15 protein-coding genes are annotated in these 16993 nt (G+C 62.6%); all 15 read right to left on the minus strand.

The genetic code is table 11. The features are described from left to right. Positions 1–133 precede the first annotated feature (133 nt). Positions 134–3229, minus strand: a complete 3096-nt coding sequence (locus AC30D9_RS01915) for an MdtB/MuxB family multidrug efflux RND transporter permease subunit (RefSeq protein WP_134924487.1) — start codon at positions 3227–3229, stop codon at positions 134–136. Next, positions 3226–4542 carry an MdtA/MuxA family multidrug efflux RND transporter periplasmic adaptor subunit gene (locus tag AC30D9_RS01920; RefSeq protein ID WP_307572159.1) on the minus strand — a complete coding sequence of 439 codons (1317 nt, stop codon included), beginning with the start codon at positions 4540–4542 and terminating at the stop codon, positions 3226–3228. The genes AC30D9_RS01915 and AC30D9_RS01920 overlap by 4 nt, the downstream gene beginning before the upstream one ends. A gap of 191 nt (positions 4543–4733) precedes the next feature. Beyond that, on the minus strand, positions 4734–5234 hold the full coding sequence (tpx, locus tag AC30D9_RS01925; RefSeq protein WP_134924489.1) for a thiol peroxidase: 501 nt from the start codon (positions 5232–5234) through the stop codon (positions 4734–4736). Between the two features lie 125 nt (positions 5235–5359). Next, positions 5360–6031: a DUF3313 domain-containing protein gene (locus AC30D9_RS01930; protein ID WP_134924490.1), complete on the minus strand. Its 672-nt coding sequence runs from the start codon at positions 6029–6031 to the stop codon at positions 5360–5362. A gap of 115 nt (positions 6032–6146) precedes the next feature. Continuing rightward, on the minus strand, positions 6147–6641 hold the full coding sequence (locus AC30D9_RS01935) for a hypothetical protein (protein ID WP_307572157.1): 495 nt from the start codon (positions 6639–6641) through the stop codon (positions 6147–6149). A 97-nt stretch (positions 6642–6738) separates the two neighbouring features. Continuing rightward, entirely contained in the window at positions 6739–7236 is a 498-nt protein-coding gene (locus AC30D9_RS01940) for a GNAT family N-acetyltransferase (protein WP_134924492.1), read from the minus strand. A gap of 133 nt (positions 7237–7369) precedes the next feature. Beyond that, positions 7370–8350 (minus strand): LysR family transcriptional regulator, encoded by a 981-nt coding sequence (locus AC30D9_RS01945; RefSeq protein ID WP_134924493.1) that lies wholly within the window; start codon positions 8348–8350, stop codon positions 7370–7372. A 239-nt stretch (positions 8351–8589) separates the two neighbouring features. Continuing rightward, a complete protein-coding gene (locus AC30D9_RS01950; protein ID WP_307572155.1) occupies positions 8590–9531 on the minus strand; it encodes a peptidylprolyl isomerase in 942 nt (313 codons plus the stop codon). Then, positions 9528–10007, minus strand: coding sequence for a YbjN domain-containing protein (locus tag AC30D9_RS01955; RefSeq protein ID WP_307572153.1), 480 nt, complete (start codon positions 10005–10007; stop codon positions 9528–9530). The genes AC30D9_RS01950 and AC30D9_RS01955 overlap by 4 nt, the downstream gene beginning before the upstream one ends. Positions 10008–10029: 22 nt before the next feature. Beyond that, positions 10030–10677, minus strand: coding sequence for a DNA repair protein (locus tag AC30D9_RS01960; protein WP_490143299.1), 648 nt, complete (start codon positions 10675–10677; stop codon positions 10030–10032). 15 nt (positions 10678–10692) lie between these two features. Next, the gene (locus AC30D9_RS01965) at positions 10693–12384 is read right to left on the minus strand and encodes a putative porin (RefSeq protein WP_490143300.1); all 1692 of its coding nucleotides are present in this window, start codon (positions 12382–12384) and stop codon (positions 10693–10695) included. A gap of 40 nt (positions 12385–12424) precedes the next feature. Then, the gene (locus AC30D9_RS01970) at positions 12425–13129 is read right to left on the minus strand and encodes an energy transducer TonB family protein (RefSeq protein ID WP_307572150.1); all 705 of its coding nucleotides are present in this window, start codon (positions 13127–13129) and stop codon (positions 12425–12427) included. 2 nt (positions 13130–13131) lie between these two features. Beyond that, a complete protein-coding gene (locus AC30D9_RS01975; protein WP_003201710.1) occupies positions 13132–13557 on the minus strand; it encodes an ExbD/TolR family protein in 426 nt (141 codons plus the stop codon). A 10-nt stretch (positions 13558–13567) separates the two neighbouring features. Next, a complete protein-coding gene (locus tag AC30D9_RS01980; RefSeq protein WP_490143301.1) occupies positions 13568–15367 on the minus strand; it encodes a DUF2341 domain-containing protein in 1800 nt (599 codons plus the stop codon). 17 nt (positions 15368–15384) lie between these two features. Then, positions 15385–16947, minus strand: coding sequence for a ShlB/FhaC/HecB family hemolysin secretion/activation protein (locus tag AC30D9_RS01985; RefSeq protein WP_490143722.1), 1563 nt, complete (start codon positions 16945–16947; stop codon positions 15385–15387). Between the last annotated feature and the right edge of the window lie 46 nt (positions 16948–16993).

Consider the following 16993-nt stretch of genomic DNA (forward strand, 5'->3'; position numbering starts at 1 on the left):
AGGCTGTTGTGGCGAGGGGATTTATCCCCGCTTGAGTGCGCAGCACTCACCAAAGGGGCTGCTACGCAGCCCAACGGGGATAAATCCCCTCGCCACAGAAAGCGCTCATGCCCCAGGATGCCGGGCGCCACCGTCATACCCGCACCTCTTTCCCTTCCGGCCGGGCAAACCGCCGCCCCAAACGGTCGAAATACAGGTAGATCACCGGCGTGGTGAACAACGTCAACACCTGGCTCACCAACAACCCACCCACCATCACCAAGCCCAGGGGCTGGCGCAGTTCGGCGCCGGAGCCGGTGGCGAACATCAGCGGTATCGCACCGAACAGGGCCGCCAGGGTGGTCATCAGGATCGGCCGGAAGCGCAGCAGTGCAGCCTGGTAGATCGCCGTCTGCGGGTCCATGCCCTGGTTGCGTTCGGCGTCGAGGGCGAAGTCGATCATCATGATCGCGTTTTTCTTGACGATGCCGATCAGCAGGATGATGCCGATGATCGCGATCATGCCCAGGTCATTGCCGCTGAGGATCAACGCCAGCAAGGCGCCGATGGCCGCCGAGGGCAGCGTGGAAAGAATGGTGATCGGGTGGATGTAACTTTCGTACAGCACGCCCAGGACGATGTACATGGTCACCACCGCCGCCAGGATCAGCAGCAAGGTACTCGACAACGACGCCTGGAACGCCTGGGCCGCGCCCTGGAACTCGGTCTGCACGCCCAACGGCATGCCGATGTCGTGCTGGACCTTCTCGATCAAATCCACCGCGTGCCCCAGGGCCACGCCCGGCGCGAGGTTGAACGACATCATCACCGCCGGAAACTGGCCAATGTGGGCAATCGCCAGTTGTGCCTGGCGTTCTTCGACCCGGGCCAGGCTCGACAACCGCACCTGGCCGCCATCGGTAGTCTTGACGTGAATCTGGTCCAGCGCCTGCGGCCCGATCCGCTCCCCGGCCTGGGCTTGCAGCACCACGCGGTACTGGCTGGCCTGGGTGTAGATGGTGGAAATCTGCCGCTGGCCGAAAGCGTCATACAGCGCATCGGTGATGTTCGACACCGAGACGCCCAGGCGTGAGGCAGCGTCGCGGTCGATGACCAGGTAAACCTGCAAGCCCTTGTCCTGCAGGTCGCTGGCCACATCGGTCAGTTCCGGCTGCCGGGCCAGGGCCTCGACCAGCCGACCGCTCCAGAGGCTGAGCAATTCGGCGTCCGGCGACGACAGGCTGAACTGGTACTGGGTACGACTGACCCGATCCTCGATGGTCAGGTCCTGCACCGGTTGCATGAACAGGCGGATGCCCACCAATCGGTCCAACTGTGGTTGCAAGCGGGCAATGATCTGGCTGGCGCTGTCATCCCGTTCACTGTGGGGCTTGAGGTTGATCAGCAGGCGACCACTGTTGAGCGTGGCATTGTCGCCGTCCACACCGATGTAGGACGACAGGCTCTCCACCGCCGGATCGGCGAGGATCACTTTCGCCAGTTGCTGCTGGCGCTCGCTCATGGCGGCAAAGGATATCGATTGCGGCGCCTCGGAAATGCCCTGGATCACGCCGGTGTCCTGCACCGGAAAGAAGCCCTTGGGCACGGCCAGGTAAAGCACCACCGTCAGCACCAGGCTAGCCACCGCCACCAGCAGGGTCAGCGGCTGATGCTTGAGCACCCATTGCAACTTGCGGCCGTAGGCGGCGATCAGCCAGTCGATCCAGGCGCCGCTGGCGCGATAGAAACGGCCCTGCTCTTCTGCCTTGGGCTCGCGCTTGAGCAACCGGGCGCACATCATCGGCGTCAGGGTCAGGGACACTACCAGGGAAATCAGGATCGCCACCGCCAGGGTGATGGCGAACTCGCGGAACAAGCGCCCAACCACATCGGCCATGAACAACAGCGGAATCAGCACGGCGATCAGCGACAAGGTCAGGGAAATCAGCGTGAAGCCGATCTGCTTCGCACCCTTTAGCGCCGCCTGCAACGGGCTGTCGCCCTCCTCGATGAAGCGGGCGATGTTCTCCAGCATCACGATGGCATCGTCCACCACAAAACCGGTGGCGATGGTCAGGGCCATCAGGGTCAGGTTGTTGATGGAGAAACCGGCCAGGTACATCACGCCAAAGGTGCCGATCAGCGACAGCGGCACAGCCACCGACGGAATAATCGTGGCACTGACCCGACGCAGGAACAGGAACGTCACCATGACCACCAGGGCGATGGCGATCAGCAACTCATGCTGCACGTCGGTGACCGAGGCGCGGATGGTCTGGGTGCGGTCGGTCAGCACGGTGACATCCAGGCCGGCCGGCAGGTTGTCGGTGATGCTCGGCAGCAGGGCCTTGATCCGGTCCACGACCTCGATGACATTGGCCCCCGGTTGGCGCTGGATGTTCAGCAGCACGGCCTGGTTTTCATTGGCCCAGGCGGCGAGTCGTTCGTTTTCGGCGCCGTCGACAATCTGTGCCACATCCTTGAGCCGCAACGGCGCGCCGTTGGCGTAGGCCAGGATCAGTTCGGCATAGTCCTTTGGCGAGGTCAGTTGATCGTTGGCGTCGAGCATCGAGACCCGGGTCGGACCGTCGAAGTTGCCCTTGGGCTGGTTGACGTTGGAAGCACCAATCAGCGTGCGCACATCCGCCAGGTTCAGGCCGTTGGCCGCCAAGGCCTCGGGATTGACCTTGATTCGCACGGCCTGGCGCTGGCCACCGGCGATGGTGACCATGCCGACCCCGCTGATCTGGGCGATTTTCTGCGCCATGCGGGTGTCCACCAAGTCATTGAGCTTGGGCAGCAGCATGGTCTTGGAGGTGATCGCCAGGGTCAGCACCGGGGTATCGGCCGGGTTGACCTTGTTGTACACCGGCGGCGCCGGCAGGTCCTTGGGCAGCAAGTTGGTGGCGGCGTTGATCGCAGCCTGCACCTGCTGTTCGGCGACGTCCATGTTGATGTCGAGGTTGAAGCGCAGGGTAATCACCGACGCGCCACCGGAACTGGTGGAGGCCATTTGCGTCAGGCCCGGCATCTGCCCGAACTGGCGCTCCAGGGGCGCGGTGACTGCGCTGGTCATCACATCGGGACTGGCGCCCGGGTACAGGGTCATCACACGGATGGTCGGATAGTCGACCTGGGGCAGTGCCGACACCGGTAGCAGCCGATAGGCGATCAGGCCGGCCAGGATGATCGCCAGCATGCTCAGGGTGGTGGCGACCGGGCGAAGGATGAACAGCCGCGAGAGATTCATGCGCCGCCCTTTTTCGCCTTGTCGGCCGCAGCCGACTCAGTGGGCGCCGCCGCGGACTTGCCCTGCAGGTGCTCGGTCGGCGTGGTGGGCACGTCCTGGCTGTCGTTGACCACTTCCACCTCGCTGCCCTCTTTCAAGCGATCGGTGCCTTCGAGCACGACCCGATCCCCTGCCGCCAGGCCTTCGGTGATCACGGTGTTGTCACCGTCACTGGCACCGATCTTCAGCTTTCTGATGGTGACTTTTTTGTCGCCATCAAGGGCATAGACGAAGGTGCCGTTGGTGCCGAACTGAATGGCCGCCGTCGGCGCCAGGGTCACGCCTTTGAGGGTATCGGCCAGCAGGCGCACATTGACGAATTGGTTGGGGAACAGCGACTGGTCGCGGTTCTCGTAGCGAGCCTTGAACTTCAAGGTGCCGGTGGTGACATCGATCTGGTTGTCCAGGCTTTGCAGCACGCCGCTGGCCTGGAGCTTCACGTCGCCCCGGTCCCAGGCTTCGACGGGCAGTTTCGCCCCGCTGCGGTAACGGGCGAGCACCGTGTCGAGATTGTTCTCCGGCAAGGTGAACACGACGCTGATGGGTTGGGTCTGGGTGATGACCGCCAGGGCCGTGGTGTCGTTGGCCGCCACCAGGTTGCCGATGTCCAGTTGCCGCAAGCCTACGCGACCGGCAATGGGCGCGCGGATCTTGGTGAATTCCAGGTTGAGTTTGGCGTCGTTGACCGCCGCCTGGTTGGTCTTGACCGTGCCCTGATACTGGCCTACCAGCGCCGCGGCGGTGTCGAGGGTCTGCTTGGCAATACTGTCTTCGGCATACAGGCCGCGATACCGCTCAAGGTCTACCTGGGCATTTTTCAACTGGGCCTGGTTCTGCAACAGCGTGCCTTCGGCCTGGAGCAAGGCGTTCTGGTAGGGACGCGGGTCGATCTCGGCCAGCAAGTCCCCGGCCTTGACCATTTGCCCCTCTTCGAAGGCGATCTTGACCAGTTCGCCGCCCACACGGCTGCGCACGTTGATGGTATTGAGGGCCGTGACCGTGCCCAGCGCCTTGAAGTACAGCGGGAAATCCCCACTCACCACCGGCGCCACCCGAACCGGGATCGGCCCCGTCGCCCCACCGAACCCTGGCCGCATGCTACCGGAGCGCCCCACGTGCCCCGCCGCGGCCTTCTCCCCTGCCCCTGGTTTCTCGGCCGAGCCACTGGGCCAGAACTTCCAGGCCAGCGCCGCGACGACCAATACGATGAACAGGCCGAACAGCCAGCGACGGGGATTGCGGGATACAGAGGATTGCATGGAGTGATCAACCATTGGGCGCGTGGACTTCTTTTACGGGAGGCTGAACGATAAGCACTGGCGGGTGTTTAGCAAAGCGCCTTTACCGGCAATTTACGTTGGGCTTACCTTTTGAATAGTCGGCTAAGACCTTGAAGCACAAAAGAAAACGGCCTGGGCAGGGCCAGGCCGTTAACAATTGTAATAAAGACCTTATTTCATTCCACTTATTTCAGAACAGCCAGGGCCGCGTCATAGTTCGGCTCTTCAGCGATTTCCTTGACCAGTTCGCTGTGCAACACGGTGTCGTTTTCGTCCAGCACCACCACGGCACGGGCGGTCAGGCCTTTGAGCGGGCCGTCGGCAATTTCCACGCCGTAGTCGCGGATGAATTCGGCACCGCGCAGGGTCGACAGGTTCTGGACGTTTTCCAGGCCTTCGGCGCCGCAGAAACGCGCTTGGGCGAACGGCAGGTCGGCAGAAATGCACAACACCACGGTGTTGTTCAGCTCGTTGGCCTGGGCGTTGAACTTGCGCACGGAGGTGGCGCAGGTCGGGGTGTCGACGCTAGGGAAAATGTTCAGCACTTTGCGCTTGCCGGCGAAGCTCGCCAGGGAAACGTCGGACAGATTGCCGGCCACCAGGGAAAAGGCTGGTGCCTTGGAACCGGCTTGTGGCAATTGGCCGTTGACTTGGACTGGGTTGCCTTTGAGGGTGACTGTAGCCATGAACGGATTCCTTCTGACAGGTTTGAAAAAGGTGAAGGCCGGAGTTAACCATGAAATGGAGCCGCGACCTATGCCCGGACATAAAAAGACATGACGTCACCAGCGTCTACAGGAGACATCCGTGGCTATTTAGCCTTGAGCTTCAGGAACGACTGATGCAAATCCGACGCCCAGCCATCGATGACCCCTTTGACATCATCGGGCTTCATGACCTGGGACTCGTTGGACAACGGTTTGCCCGTCCCTTTGCGCACCACCTGGGCGACCACTGCGTTGTTGCCACCGTCGATAAAAACCGCTTCGGTACCCAACGTGGTTTCCTGGTCGCGAATGCCGCTGGCAGTGCTAACAGCGGCCGCCACCAGGGCAATCGGGATCACCTCATAAGGTTTCAAGCCTTCGGTCTTGCTGCCGACAGCCGTGATGGCCGCCCGCATCACCAATACACCCGGCCCTGGACTGCTCGCCAGGGGCAAGGATTTCCCCGCTTCGCGCTTCAGGGCCTGATCGTAATAGGCGGTGATGCCGTACAGCGTGGCCGCGGGGATCTTCACGGTCGGCTGCGGCTTGGGATAAAGCTGCGTCGGCTCGATATAGAGGTGGGTGTACTTGCGCGGATCAATCTTCGGATCGACCCAACGCATGACCTCGGCCCCCGACGGCGACTTTTCTTCCTTGAGCCGGCTGTAATCGCCCAGGAACCCGGAATACTCATCCGGCTGGGTAACTTTGCTAGAGCAACCCGCCAAAGCGAGCGAGGCAATGCAAACAGTGCCGATCATCGACGAAAACTTCATGCTGTCACTCCTGTAAGCCACACGAGGCGGGGCCGGAACTACAGGTATAGCCAATGAACCATTTTTTGCCTGCCCTGAAAGAAGGTCGATAAAGATGACGTTCCGCCACACGTCTTCAGCCCCGATCGCGCGGTATCAGGCTCTGTAGTTGTTGTGCGAGAAAGTCTGCGTCGAAAGCGAACGTATCGGGTTCTTTCAATCCATTGGTCCGCCGCCATTGCCATTGCACCGATGGTGGCTGGCAAACCAAGGAAATGCTCCCATGGCGGGTCGAGGCCAGACCCATGATCGACAAGGAAACCAGCCCGCCCACGCCCATCACATCCGGCACGAACTCCACCGGTTTACCGGTGATGGTCAAGGTCAGTTTTTCAGTCTTGAAATCGGACGTCTCTACCGGAACGCTCGGCCCATGAGCCACATAGGTCTCACGACTCAACGTCAAAAGGTCGGGAGCCAGGACTGGCGCCAACCATTGCTCGATTTGTCCGTACAACGCCTCGATCTGTTCTGCCCAGACCAACGACTGGGCCTGGTGCTGTTGTTTCTTGTGCGCTTCGCTGTCTGCGTAGTGACGAAGCATCTCGCCCAATTGCCGTATATCGTCCATGGGCTGTTCCTCTATCAAGGCATGCTGCGGAGCTGGATGATGACAGGTTCAAGAGGCCGGCGTACGCAAAACCCCGTTTACCTTAACAGCCAGTCCTTCAACGCAGCCGCGCCATGGCCAGGGTGTCCACCCAGCGCCCGTCACGCACGGCATAGTCGCGCATCAACCCTTCGGTTTCGAAGCCGAACTTGCGGTACAGCCCGATGGCCGCCTCATTGTCGGCGTACACCGTCAACTCGACTCGCCGCAGGTTCATCCAGTTGTCCGCGACATCCAGCGCGGCAGCCAGCAGCATCGAACCCACGCCCTTGCCCTGCCAGGCGACTGCCACGCCCATGCCGAGGCTGCCGCAATGGGCACGACGCACCCGCGAAAACTGCTCCAGCCCCAGGTTGCCGATGACTTCACCCTCGTGCAGGGCCACCAGTTTCAACAAGCGCTCGTCATCCACCACCAGGCGTTTGCGCCAGGTTTCAGTGGACTGGAAAGGCATCTGCAGCACCTGGCGCGTCACCGCCGGGTCATTGTAGAGCGCGGTGACTCCGGCGATGTGGGCTTCGGTGAAGCGTTCGAGGGCGATCGAAGACTCGGACATGGGGCTCCTTCCTGGAGGCGTGACAAGGCCGATCACTATAAGTCGCGCCAAGCGGCGGGGAAACCTGCTCCCAACAAAAGCTCTTGGGGTGGTTGCGAGGCAAGCTCCCACAGGGGGTTACACTCAGTTTCGGTTACGCCTGGAACCAATCCCGGCGCTCATCCAGCGTGTGCTGGATCAATTCACGCAGCATCCGCACCTCTGGCGAGCCTTCGGTCTGGGTATTGACGGCCAGCCACAAGTGCCGCTGCATCGACAGGCCGAATATTTCCGGTAACGCCACCAAGCCTCGGTCGAAGCGGCTCATGTACTGTGGCAACAGGCCAATGCAGGCACTGCAGCGAATCATTTCCAGCATCAGTTCGTAGGATTGCACCTGCACCACACCGGCACGGCGTTGTTCTATCAAGGCGTTCCACGGGGCAAAGCCGTCCACGTGTCGATCCGCCTGCCATTGCACCAGCATGTAGTCATTCAGGTCGTCCAGGCAATCCGGGCGCGTGGCCGCTCGTGAGTAGCGCTTGGCGATGTGTGGCACATAATCCAGCCGCGCCAGCCGATCCGCTGGCAACGTGGCGAAGCTCGGCCCTGGCGCCGCCCCGTGGGCATCGCTCAACCACAGCACCAGGTCGGCGCTGACGGCTTGCAATGCCAGTTCACTGTCCAGGGTGAGGATTTGCAATCGCACACTGGCGTTGCGCCGCAGCAGCGAGATCAAGTCACGCCCCAGGATGTCATGCAGGATCGACTCGGCCACGGCCAGACGAATCAAGGGTTGATCATTCAGCGGTGGCGCGCTTTCGTGGGCCAGGGCGATCAATCGCGCCTGCAACTGCCGGCCTTCGCGGCTGAGGATCAAGGCGCTACCCTGGAAGCTGAACAACGAGCGTTGCAAGCGCGTCTCCAACTGCGCCAACTGCTTGCGCAGCCAAGTCGCCTTGACGTTGAGACTGCGGGCCGCTTGCATGAAGCAGCCGCAACGGGCACTGACCAGGAAACACTGCGCCACCTGCGGTTCGATACCACTGGCCATTGCCAACCAAGGGTCGGGGGCATGCAACGGTGTTCGGTATGCGGTGACAGCCTGGCGTCCTGCGGGCTCGATGAAGGTCATGGGTGACTCCCTGTCGGTTGTACGAATACGTGGAGCTGCGCCGGCGTTCCAGATACAGCGCGGCTCCCTGTGGCGAGGGGTTTATCTGTGGGAGCAAGGCTTGCCCGCGATGAAGATGACGCGGTCTCCCTGGAACCGAGGCGTTTGTATCGCGAGCAAGCTTTGCTCCCACAGATAAATCCCCTCGCCACAAAAGGTGTTCACCTCACAAAGGTGTTCACATCTAAGCATTGTCGAGGTTAAAGCCCCTCCAGCACCTTGCTCAACTGCGCGCCATCAATGCTCAACGTGGCCGTGTCGAGCATGCCGTCCAGGTAAGCCTTGGCGATCTGCTCCTGGCGCTGGGCGCGCAGGGCCTGGGTCAGGCGTTCGCGGACTTCGTCCAGGGTCGCTTCCCGGGCCGGTTGTTGTTCGGTGAGTTTGATGACATGAAAGCCCGCCGCACTCTGCACCGGATCCGACACCGCGCCGACCTTCAAGCGCGCCACCGCCTCACGCACCGGCGGGACGAGTTGCTGCAATGGCTGGAAACCACTGTCGCCGCCCCGCTCGGCACTGGTGCGATCCTGGGAAAAACGGCTGGCCAGGGCGGCGAACTCGGCGGGCGACGCCTGGGCCTTTTTGCTCAACTCCAGCGCTTGCCGGCGGACCGCCTCCACCGTTTGCGGCTCGGTCGCGGCCAGGAAAATCTGGCTGACGCGGTACAACGCCGGCGCGGTCCAATTGGCTTTCCCGGCGTCGTAGGCCTGCTTCAACTCGTCTTCACTGGGATACCCGGCCGGCACCTGGCTGACCGACTGCAAATAATCACGAAACACGATCTGCTCGGCCGCCGCTCGCGTCTGCCGCTCCACCTCGGGCCGCTGGCGCCAGCCCTGGGCATCGGCTTGCTCCAACACGGCTTTTTCCGCCAGGCGGGCACGGATCCAGCCTTCCAACGCAGCCCGATTACCACGCATTTGCTGGCGAACCTCGGGGGCCAGTGCGGCCAGCAACGCCTTGAGTTCATCGGGGCTGACCTGCTGGTTGCCCAATCGGGCCAGGCTCGGAGAGTCGACCGAAACAACGCTGACGGTCTGTACCGCGGCGACCGGATCGCTTCCCGGCCGCAGGCCAAGCACCAGTGCCACGGCGATCAGCCCCAGCGCTGCGGCGCTGATGACGAAGGTCGGCTTTTTCACGATGCGACGGCCTCCTCCAGGGAGGCCTCGACCGGCTCGGCCGGGGTCTGCAAGCGCGCCGCGTTCTGGCTGAACTCACGCAGGTAGACAATGAACTCCTGCAACAGGCGATCCCACAGCTCCAGATGGCTGCGCAAATGATCGGCGCTCACGCCTGCCGCCACCACCACGTCCATTTCCATCACCAGGAATCCACCTTGCAGCGACAATCGGGCAAAGCGGCGCGAGGCGTTCCATTGTTCTGCCAATCCAGCCGGCAACTCGCCCTGCACCCGCAAGGCACAGCTGAAGGTGAAGTCCAGGTATTCGCCCGCTGTCGGCGCAGGATTGCCCAAGCGCACGGCAAAGCCGATGCCCTGGCTGGCGCTGAGCAGTTGCACGATGCCGTTCTGCTCGGTTTCGTTGACCCGATAGCCGGCGGCCTGCAACAACTCGGTCAGGGATTTTGCGCCGACGTGTTCAATCATTGAGGTCATGCTCGATTCTTCCTTGTGCTGTTCAGTGAGTGATCGAGGCCTGGGGCGCATCGAAACGGTTCTTGTAGAGGTCATCGCCAAAGCCTTGGGCCAGCTCCTCGAAACGCACCCGGGCCTTGGCCGCGAACGGCTGGCGGATCTTCATGATGTCGGTCACATCGATGGTTTCGTAGGCATGCAGCAGCGTCTTGGCGACTTCGTACATTTGCTGATTCTTGACCGAACATTGCTGCACTTGTGTGTCACGCTCGCTCAATTGCCCCTCCAGCCGAGCCCGCTCGGTCTCTTTGCCACGGGCCAGGGTCAACAGCTCTTCATAGGCTTTCTTGAATTTGCCGACCTGTTCGTTGCTGGCCGCCACCTGGGCCTGGGCCTGGCTTTGCAGGTTTTGCTGCTGCCCGGACAGTTGGTCGATCAGGGCCTGGGCCTTGGTCAGTTGCGCGGTCAATTGCTTGATCTGCGCCTGGGCGTCCTTGGCCTGGCCCTCCGCAGCCTGACGAGCGGCGCTGGCTTGGGCCTGCTCGCTTTGCAGGGCCTGCAACTGCGCGGTGGTGCTGCGCAGTTGTGCCCGTAGTCGCTCCTCCAGCCCTTCGCCGTGAGCCATGCCGCTGAGCAGCAGGCCCAGCACCAGCAACGCGGCCGGGCATTGGTGTTTGGCTCGCCTTTTCATGAGGCCTCCCTGCGCTTAGAAGCGCGTGTTGATTTCAAGCTGCAAGACATCGATGTCGTACGGCGCGCCGTACACCGCTTCGGAACTCAACCAGCGACCGGTGGCGAAGACGTTGCTCGCCAGGCCATAGTTGCCGCCCAGGAAGTAACCCTTGGCGTTGGTGCCGCCCAGATGGAACGACGAATCGTTGAAGCCGTCGGGCAAGGCGTCCGGCTGGATGTACTTGTAGCCGGCGAACAGGTTCCAGTCGCCTTCGCGCTTGAGTTCCAGCGAGTTGCCCAGGGTGAACTGGAGCATCCAGGCGTTGGCGCCGCTTTCCACCTCGCCGTTTTCGTCCAGGTTGTTGGCGAACTGCCCTGCCGAGCGCTTGCGCATCTCGCCCTCGTCGTAGCCCAGGTTGTGGACGTAGTGGGCCTGGCTGCGCAGCTTCAGGTCTTCGGGCAGATCGGTGTCCCAGGCAAGGTTCAGGTCCAGCAGGTTGAACTCCGAGGCCAGGCCGACGTATTGCGGCTGTGGCGTGGTGGACGGGTTGAGGGGGTTGGGCGTGATGTCGCGCAGCAGGAACACGGTGTTGCCCTTTTGCATGAACGCCACCCGCGATCCGTCGCTATCGCAGCCTGGATCACCGGCCCAAGGTTGGCACGGCGAAGAGCGCTGGCCTTCGATGTCGTCGAAGCGGTAATAGGCCAAGGCCCCCTTGATCCGGTTGCTGTCGTTGATCGCCCAGTTGGCCCCCAGTTGCGCACCGTACAGCCACTTGTTGTCGCTCTCTTCCTTGTCGCTGCCGTTGCTGGTGCTGGTGTCGTTGGTGTACTCCACCGGGAACGCGCCGACGGTGCCGAAGACGCCCCAGTCCTGATTGAGCTTGTGGTTGAAATTCGCCGCCACGCCATCGAAGTTCAGGTCACCGGAATACAACAGGTCGGTGGAGAAAAACGGGTTGGCGAAACGCCCGCCGGTCAGGGTCAGTTCGTCCGAGGGCTTCCAGGTCAGGTAGCCCTGGTCGAGCCAGATGTCTTTCTTGCCGAAACCGCCACCGAGGGTCTGGGTGGTGGATACCGGGTTGTTGTCCGAGCCGGTGCCGATACGAATGCCCGCGGTCCATTGCGGGGCGATCACGGCCTTCATGCCCAGGCGTGCGCGCAGGCGGAACAGGTTTTCCCGGTCTTCGCGGGTGTTGAGCAATGGCGGCAGGCTGGAGCTGCTGTTGGGGTTGACGTCGTACGGCCCCTTGTCATTGAGCCGGGCAAAGTCGACGATTTCGTTGCTGTTGGTGCCCGAGTAATAGCGCGACTCATCCCGCAGGCGAATGTCGCCATCGAAACTGATGCGCGAAACCCAATCCGGGAAGATGTTGGGCTGGGCCCAGTTTTCCTGCTTGGCGGTGGCCATGACTTCAGCCTTGACCTGGTCGCGGATCTGCTCACGCACAATGTTCGGTACATATTGCACCCGCACGTCCCCCGGCGCACCGGCCGGCGCTGCGGCAACCGCCGTGGCTGCCTGGCGGGCCTGCAGGGCTTCGCGTTCGGCCTGGGCGATCAAGCCATCGGCCTGGTCCTGCTTCAACACGCCCTGCTGCACCAGCAGGCGGATCAGATTGATCGTGGCGTTTTCCGAAGGCGCCGGGGCGGCGACCGCGTGCCCGGCCAGGCTCAGGACCACCAGGCCGATCGCCCACGACAATCGATTCACATTGGAAATCATCTGCACACAACTCCTGTTGGCAAACTTTCTAAAAATTCGATTAACCCGGTCGGCGCCCTTGCAAGGACAGACGCACGGGCAAGGTCAGGGAGGCCGGTGGCCGTTCACTCAAATGGGGCGCGGCACGCAGCGCGGAAATCACCTGTTCATCGACTTGCGGGTTGCCGCTGGACTTGACCAGCTCCACCCGGGTGATTTCGCCCGCGGCACTGAGCCAGACGTCGGCCTGCAGCGAGAACGCCAGGCTGCGCAGGTCGGGGTTTTCCCGTAGCAAGCGCTGGAAGGTGAACGCCAGGAACTGGCTGTAGGTGCCATTGCCCAAGCGCCCGCCCCCTGCCCCGGCCATACCGCCGCCCTTGCCGGCGCCGATGTTGAAGGCGTCGTTGCCGGACTGGGCATCGCCGTCCATTTGCATCGGGTTCGCCAGGTCATCCACGGGCGATGGCGGCGCCTCTTCCTCGGGCTTGACCTCTTCGGGTTCCGGGGTCGGCTCTGGCTCGACCACCTTTTCCTCGACCTGGGGTTCCGGCTCCTTGGGTTTCTCCGGCGGTGGTGGGGGCGGAGGCGGCAGCGGAATGATCGTCGGCACCTTCGGTGCTTCGCGGCGCACGCCACTCATGTCATTGGCCCACTGCCACAGCAGCCAGGCCGCCACGGCGCCCAACAGCAGGCCGACGGCCCACTTGAGCAGGCGCAACGGCGAGGGCTTCACGGGAGGCGGATCGATGGGAAGTCTGGCGGTCATGATCAGCCCTGGCTCGGTTTGCCGGTCACCAGACCGACCTGGGACAGTTCCAGGCGCCGCAACAGATCCAGCACTTCAATGACTTTCTGGTACTGCACCGTCGCGTCGCCGCGCACGATCACCGGAAAATCCGGACTCTGGGCCTTCTCGATGCGCAGGCGCTCTTCCAGCTCGGCCAGGGTCACCGGGTAGGCATCGAGGAACACCTGCCCGCCGTCATTCACCGAAATCGCCTTGGTCTTGGCCTCGGACAACGACACCGAGGCGCTGGCCTTGGGCAGGTTGATCTGGATCCCCGACACCTGGGCCGTGGCGGTGAGGATGAACATCACCAACACCACCATGAGCACGTCCACCAGCGGCGTGATGTTGATGCTGTCGACCGCCGCATCATCGTCGTCATCGTGTGAAGCGTTTACGCTAGCCATGGCGATTTCCTCAGGCCGGTACGGACGATTGGACGTGGTGGTTGCGGCGCTGGGCCGCTTCACCGGACTGGCCTTCGCCGTGCATCTCCGCCAGACGCGTGATGAACTCGTCGACGAAAACCCGCATGTCGGCGCTGACTTCCTTGTTGCGGGTGATCAGGCGGTTGTAGCCAAACAGCGCCGGAATCGCGACGAACAGGCCCATGGCGGTGGCGAGCAAGGCCGCGGCCATGCCCGGAGCGATGGCGTTGATGTTGACGTCACCGGCCATCGCCGTGCCGAGGAACACCACCATGATCCCCAATACCGTGCCGAGCAGACCAATGTAGGGGCCACCGGCAATGGCGTTGGACAGGGTCGAGAGTTTCGAACTCAGTTGCTGGTTTTCCCGAGTACGCACGCCGTCCATGGAGCAGCGGATCGCCTCGATGGTGGCGGCGGACACCGACGAGGTATCGGCGCCCTGCTCACGGCGGGTGCGGATTTCCTTGACGGCCACCAGGTACAGGCGCCACAGCGACGAGTGTTGCAGGCGCTGGGCGAGGTCTTGGTCATCGGCGAACATCTCCAGGCGCGTGCCGATCCTGGCGAACTGCTCGCGAAACGCTTCGTTGGCCGCGCTGAGACGGCTGACCATGCGGTTCTTGCGGATCATGATGATCCACGACTGGAACATCATCAGCACCAACGCCCCAATGATCACCCAAGCGTCCAGCGGCACGGCCTTGAGCAGGAAACCCAGGCTGCCGAAACCGAAGCCGGACTGTTCTTCATCGACCCCGTAGGCCACCAGTTTCGATTCGGCGCCCTGGGCATTGGCGTCGGCCAATAGCAACGGCGCCGGACGGGCGACCTTGGACAGGCGCGCTTCGTCCATGGCGCCGCTGAAGGGCGCGAAAGCACCGGCGGAAACGTCAGCGCCCAAGGCAATCGGCGCATTGAACGCAGGCATCGCCACCGCCAGGCTCGCGGTTTCACGCCCATTGACGTACAGCACGACCCGGTCGCCCGAGGCGGTCAACGCCAGGTGCTGCCATTGACCGGGATTCAGCGGTTGGGTCGAGACCGCGCGCTGGTCGTTGATCGCTACGAACGGCACACCCTGGTTCACGCCGATCAGCAAGTGACTGGCGGCTTCGCGACGGGCCAGGACGATTTGCTCGCCGCTGGCCTGGTCCTGGCGCAGCCAAGTACTGAAGGTGAACGCCGCGCCCGCGCTGTGTTGCAACGAAGGGCTGGCCGGCAACAACAGCGGCTGGCCGTTGAACTGCAAGGCACGCCCGATCACGCCGTCGATGCTGGTGCCGGCCGCGCCCTGGGCATTGTTGCCGTAGGCGGTGGTGTCCTTGGGCGGTACGCCGGTGGCGCCGTCGAAGTGGTATAACGCGGTGTAATCCGGGTCGAAGGTCAGTTGGCCGCTGCCGGTGGCCGGCGCCTTCTGGTTGCCGTAATACATCCACAGGTCCTGACGCTGACCGCCCTCCACACTCGGCACATCGACCCAGATCAGCGCCATGCCCATCAGCGGGTCGAAGCTTTCGATCTGGTGGTTGAGCACGGTCTTGTCATCGGCACTGACAAAACGCAGGTCCGAGCCATCGTCCTTGACGCCGTCGAAGGTGAAGTTGCCGGTGTGCAGGCGTACCAGCAACGCGGTGCGTCCCAGGGCCTGGGCGATAGCGGCGCCCTGGGGCGTGGTGTCCACCGAAATCTGTTTGCGATAGTGCCAGTCGTCCTGCCACCAGGCGTTGGCGGTCGCCGGAAGCACCAGCCCCAGGCAGATCAACAGGGATAACAATAAGCGTTGCATGGACATGACTCCTGGGTTCAAAACGTCGCTTGCAGGTTGAAGTGCAGGCGCGATTCCTGTTTCGAGGTGTTCGGCCCTTCGAGCAGCGGATAGCCCCAATCGAGGCTGCCGGACAGCCATTTGCTCAGGCTCGCGCGGGTGCCGAGGCCGACGCTGGCGAGGCTGTAATCGGCTTCCTGGTCGGGCAGTTCGTCACGCAGGTACAACTGCGCGCCTTCGGCGAAGGCATAGAAACGCCATTCCTGGACATAGCTGCCGAGAAACTTGGCCAGCGACGGCGTGCGCAGCTCCTGGGACAGCAAGTAGCCGTCATCAGCGGTGCGCTCGGCGGCCAGGTAGCCGCGCACCGAAGTGGCGCCACCGGCGGAGAATTGTTCGTTGGAAACCAGCGGCCCTGAGGCCAGTTGGAAGGCCGCCTTGGAGGCGGTCTGCCAGTCATTGGCGAAGGTGAAGGTGTAATTGCCGTCGCCCTTGAGCACGGCGAAGCTGGGGCTGGCGCGATAACGCTTGTAGTCGAACTCTTCGTCGGTACTGCCGTAGCCCAGCAGGCTACGAGTCCCCGCCACCAGGCTCAGGCCGAGGCCCAACTGGCTGTTTTCGGTATAGCGAAAGCCGTTGTAGGCAAAGGTGAATGGCGCGTACTTGAGCGGTGCCTTGTCGCTGGCACCGCCTAAGTTGAGCTCCTCGTCGAAATCCTTGAAGTCCACCCCGACCGAAAAGCTGTTGGCCCATGCCCCGCTGGACGGCAGGCTGTAGATCGCCGACACCCCGTAGGAATGACCTTTGCCCAACACGTTGCTACCGCCGACGGTCGCCACGTTGCTGTCGGATTGGTAACCCGAGAACTGCACGCTCCAGCGTTCGCTCAACGGTGCGGTGTAGGAACCCGACCAGACCTTGGCGTTTTCGGTGTCCTGGGGCGCGGTGAAAAAAGTCAGCGAAACGCTGTGGCCCAACTGCCAGAGGTTGTTGTAGCCCAGGCTCGCGACCGTACGCAGCTTTTCGGTGTCGGCGCTGTAATCGTTGTTCAGCCCCAGGCTGGCTTGCCAGGGGTTCTGGTCTTCGACCTGCAAATCGACGTCCATGGTTCCGGGGCGCTGGCCTTCGCGCACCAGCGGCATGACCTGGCGCCCCGGGGTCTTGTTCAACTGCGCCAGTTCTGCCTGGACCTGGGCGAAATCCGGTACCTCGCCTTCCTTGAGCGCTGGCACGTCGTCACGGATTTCCACGGGCGAATAGTGCTTGGCCCCCACCACGCGCACCCGGCCAACCTTGGTTTCGCTGACTTGCAGGTAGACGATGCCGTCTTCGACCTTCTGCTCCGGCAACTCGACGAACACCGATTGATAACCACGCGCCTGATAGGCCTTTTGCAGCGCTTCCCGGGCGCCTTCGATGTCGCTCAAGGCCTTTTGCGGGCCGAGGAACGGATACACCGCTTCTTCGATGGCCCGGGCATCGAGCACGGTATTGCCACGCACGAAATACTCATTCACGTCCACCAGGCGAACCGGCGCCGCTTCGGCCTCCTGCCCTCCTTCCGTGGCGAATGCCGACGGCCCCCCGACCGCCAGCAGCAGCCAGCCCCACAGCGCTGGCCGCGATTTGAAGAAATGCTCCACACCA

Source organism: Pseudomonas sp. DF11 (genome assembly GCF_058148565.1).